Annotated in this window: 3 protein-coding genes; 1 reads left to right on the top strand and 2 read right to left on the bottom strand. The window is 71.8% G+C overall.

What is annotated here, in order from left to right:
- Nucleotides 1-1,016: 1,016 nt before the first annotated feature.
- On the top strand, nucleotides 1,017-2,297 hold the full coding sequence (locus AB0J39_RS38745; protein ID WP_363474088.1) for a cellulose binding domain-containing protein: 1,281 nt from the start codon (nucleotides 1,017-1,019) through the stop codon (nucleotides 2,295-2,297).
- Nucleotides 2,298-2,328: 31 nt separating this feature from the next.
- Here AB0J39_RS38745 and AB0J39_RS38740 read toward each other — a convergent pair whose 3' ends face one another.
- Both AB0J39_RS38740 and AB0J39_RS38735 read right to left on the bottom strand, forming a co-directional pair.
- The gene (locus AB0J39_RS38740) at nucleotides 2,329-2,709 is read right to left on the bottom strand and encodes a CbiX/SirB N-terminal domain-containing protein (protein ID WP_363474086.1); all 381 of its coding nucleotides are present in this window, start codon (nucleotides 2,707-2,709) and stop codon (nucleotides 2,329-2,331) included.
- Between the two features lie 121 nt (nucleotides 2,710-2,830).
- The coding region (locus AB0J39_RS38735) for a hypothetical protein (protein WP_363474084.1) at nucleotides 2,831-3,539 on the bottom strand (709 nt) is incomplete at its 5' end.

Here is a 3,539-nt window from a genome sequence, read left to right as displayed (position 1 = left end):
CGGGGACGGAGGACGCGGGCGCGCGCCCGGGCACCAGGACCGGCCCGGCGGACGTCCATGGTGGCGGCGGTCGGGGACGTCGTGTCCGGCGGCGGGTTCCTTGGCTATGAATGAAAATTTCACCCACAGGTGACGCCGATCCGGTGAGCGGCCGCACGATAAGGCCGGTCAGCCCACGCTCACGATCGTGGGGTCGACGGGAACGGGCGGGCCGGGCGCTTGACAGTGCCGCTCTCCCTCGTATTTGCTCCGCCCGACACCACCGCCATCCACCAAAACGGAGAGGGGCTCGGTCGGCAGACAAATGTGAGCGTTAACAACAGGACGCGGCGCGCGGAGGCGACCGGATCGCCGTGCGACCCCGACGGCACCACGTCACAGCTGTCCGTCCTCACAATCCGCGACCCCGCCGGCCGCCGGGTTCTCCGCGCGCGGCGGTGAAAGGCCGGAGCCGCCGGTGCTCAGGTCGTCGCGACAGGTCCCGGCCGGCGAGCCGTCTGCCACAGACCGACGTACGGCACGCCCGACCGGCGATGTCAGCGCCGCCACGCATCACCTGCGAGCCGGTGCGTCACGTGACCGGCCCGAAGAGGCGCCAGCCGCAAGGCTCGACACCAGCCGGTGCCCGCATCGCAGGCGGGTGACGCCCCACCAACAGGGCCTGCGGACCCTGCCGGGTCCACCCGGCGAAACCCCCGCACAGTCTCCTGGCGCTGCACTGTCCTGCGACGGTCGATCCGTCGGCTGCGCCGTGGTGCGGGAAACGGTGGTCCGCGCCACGGGGATGAGGCTTTCTATGTCAGAGCTTGACAAGGAGGAACACAACGGTGCGAAGACATACGAGTGAATCTCCAGAGCACGGTGCCTTCCCGAAGCACGGTGCCGACACAGAGCACGGTGCCGACACAGAGCACGGTGCCGACACAGAGCACGGTGCCGACACAGAGCACGGTGCCTTCCCGAAGCACGGTGCCGCCGGCGGCATGGGGCCGCGGCCCGTCCGGGGACGCCGCTTGATGCACCGCCTGATGGCCGCGACGGTGGCCGTCCTCGGGCTGCTCTCGTCGACCATCGCGACTCACGCGGCGTCGGCCGCTGACAATCCCTATCAGCGGGGTCCCGCCCCAACCCTGGCCAGTGTGTCGGCCAGCCGGGGGACGTTCGCCACCGCGCAGATCAGCGTGCCGGGCGGGAACGGCTTCGGCAGCGGCGTGATCTACTACCCGACGGACACCAGCCAGGGGACCTTCGGCGGCGTCGCGATCGTGCCGGGCTACTCCGCCCTGTTCGCCAACGAGGAAGCGTGGATGGGCCCCTGGCTCGCGTCCTTCGGCTTCGTCGTGATCGGGATCGAGACCAACAGCCGCACCGACAGCGCGGACGCCCGGGGAACCCAGCTGCTCGCCGCGCTGGACTACCTCACCCAGCGCAGCGCGGTGCGCGACCGGGTCGACCCCAACCGCTTGTCGGTGGTCGGCCACTCCGCGGGCGGTGCCGGCGTCCTGTCCGCGCTGCTCCGGCGGCCCACGTTGCAGGCCGGGGTCGGGCTCGCGCCCGGCTCGCCCGTCGGGGACTACCGTCTGTCCAACGACCGTGTGCCGACGATGTTCATCTCGGGCCAGCGGGACACGACGGTCACGCGGTCCTACCTGGACGGGCTGTACAGCACCATCCCGGCCTCTACGCCGAGCGCGTGGGTGGAGATCACCGGTGTGGACCACCTGTTCGCGACCCGTGCGAACACCACCGAGATGCGGGTGCTGATCCCCTGGTTGAAGATCTTCCTCGACGACGACACCCGATACACCCAGTTCCTGTGCCCGCAGCTGGCGGACTCCGCCAACGTCTCGATGTACCGGAGCAAGTGCCCGTACGTGCCGCCGGGCGGGTCGTCGCCGTCCCCCAGCCCGTCCGCGAGCCCGTCCGCGTCGCCGTCCGCGTCGCCGTCCGCCAGTCCGTCGATCTCGCCGTCGCCGTCGCCGTCCGCCAGTCCGTCGGCGTCGAGCGCCTGCACGGCGAGCTACCGTACGGTGAACTCGTGGTCCGGGGGCTTCCAGGGTGAGGTCACGGTGACGGCGGGCGCTTCGGCGATCAACGGGTGGACCGTCGGCTGGACGCTGAGCGGCGGTCAGACGATCAATCAGGTGTGGAACGGCACGCTGAGCGCCAGCGGCTCCGCGGTCAAAGTGACGAACGCCTCCTACAACGGCTCGATCCCGGCGTCCGGCTCGAGCACGTTCGGCTTCCTCGGCACCGGTACGCCGTCGGCTCCCGCCCTCACATGCACCAGTCCGTGATCCCCGCCGTCGCGCCGTAGCGCGTGGGGCGTCAGGCGGCCTCGGAGGCGGCGCGCACGGCCTGGGCGTGGCGTTCGAGCAGGAGCGCGACCAGTTCGGGCGCGGGGCCGAGGACATCGGCCACGGCGTGCGCGCCGGCCTCCAGGGTGTCGCGCTCCACCTTGTCGGCGAAGTGCCCGGGGGCCAGCAGGTAGGGCGCCACCACGACCCTCGGGGCGCCGGCGCGCGACAGCCGTACGACCTCGTCCCCGGGCGTGGGCGCGGCGGCCGAGGCGTAGGCGGCGGTGACCGACCACCAGGGGCGGGTACGCGCCCACTCGCGGGCGACGGCGGCGATCGTCGCGTTCGCCCGGCGGTCGCTGGAGCCGGCCGAGACGAGCACCACGGCCGTCTCCGGGTCGCCGATCTCCACGCCTGCCTCGGCGAGACGGCGTTCGAGGGCGCGGACGAGCAGCGGATGCGGGCCGAGCGTCGGGCCGCGACGCGGCCTGACCGCTGCCGGGCGCGGACGATTCCAGGAGCGGGGCCGTCTCTCAGCCGGCCTGGGCGCCCTGCCACAGCGAGTACGCGCTGAAGCCGAAGTCGGGGGACCGGACGTCCGTGCCCGCGACTCCGGTGGAGGTGAGGCCGGTGACGTAGCCCCACCGGCGCTCGTTCTGGTAGTCCCGCACCCACGGCCCCCCGCTGGAGCCGCCCGTGAAGGGGCATTTGGCGATGCTCAGAGAGATGTAGACCGTGCAGTTCATCTGCAGGTTGCCGTCGTAGGGAGGCTCACCGGGGTAGCCGAACACCGTGCCCTGGTACCAGGGCGGCGGGAAGAAGCCCATGCCGTTGGAGCCCGTCACGTCCTCGATCCGGACGCCGTCGGACCGCGGCCGGACGGTCACGAAGGCCACATCGTTCGTCCTGCCGCCCCCGGACAGCCAGTCCTGCGAGACGAACGCCTGGTCGAGCACCCAGGAGCCATATGCGGGATCCGGGCCGTACCGGTAGAAGGGCATGTAGATCCCCTTCGTACGCCAGGTCCCCCGGTCCCGGTCGTAGACGCAGTGCGCGGCCGTGAGGATGAGGTTGCGGTTGCCCGAGGGGACGGTCGAGGCGCTGCACCAGTACTGGTAGCCGTCGTCGCCGTTGGTGTACATCGCGCCCACCGTGGGAGTGGCGAACTGGGCCAGGCTCGCGGCGGCGACGGAGGACGCGGGCGCGCGCCCGGGCACCAGGACCGGCCCGGCGGACGTCTCC

The organism is Microbispora sp. NPDC049633 (assembly GCF_040675265.1).
Lineage (GTDB): Bacteria > Actinomycetota > Actinomycetes > Streptosporangiales > Streptosporangiaceae > Microbispora > Microbispora maris.
Note: the sequence above shows the minus strand (reverse complement) of the source record. Positions and strands in the feature narration are given on the sequence as shown.

Bases quoted from the DNA above. Each gene is read 5' to 3' on its own strand.
- AB0J39_RS38745 (WP_363474088.1), top strand. From the start codon at position 1,017: ATGCACCGCCTGATGGCCGCGACGGTGGCCGTCCTCGGGCTGCTCTCG.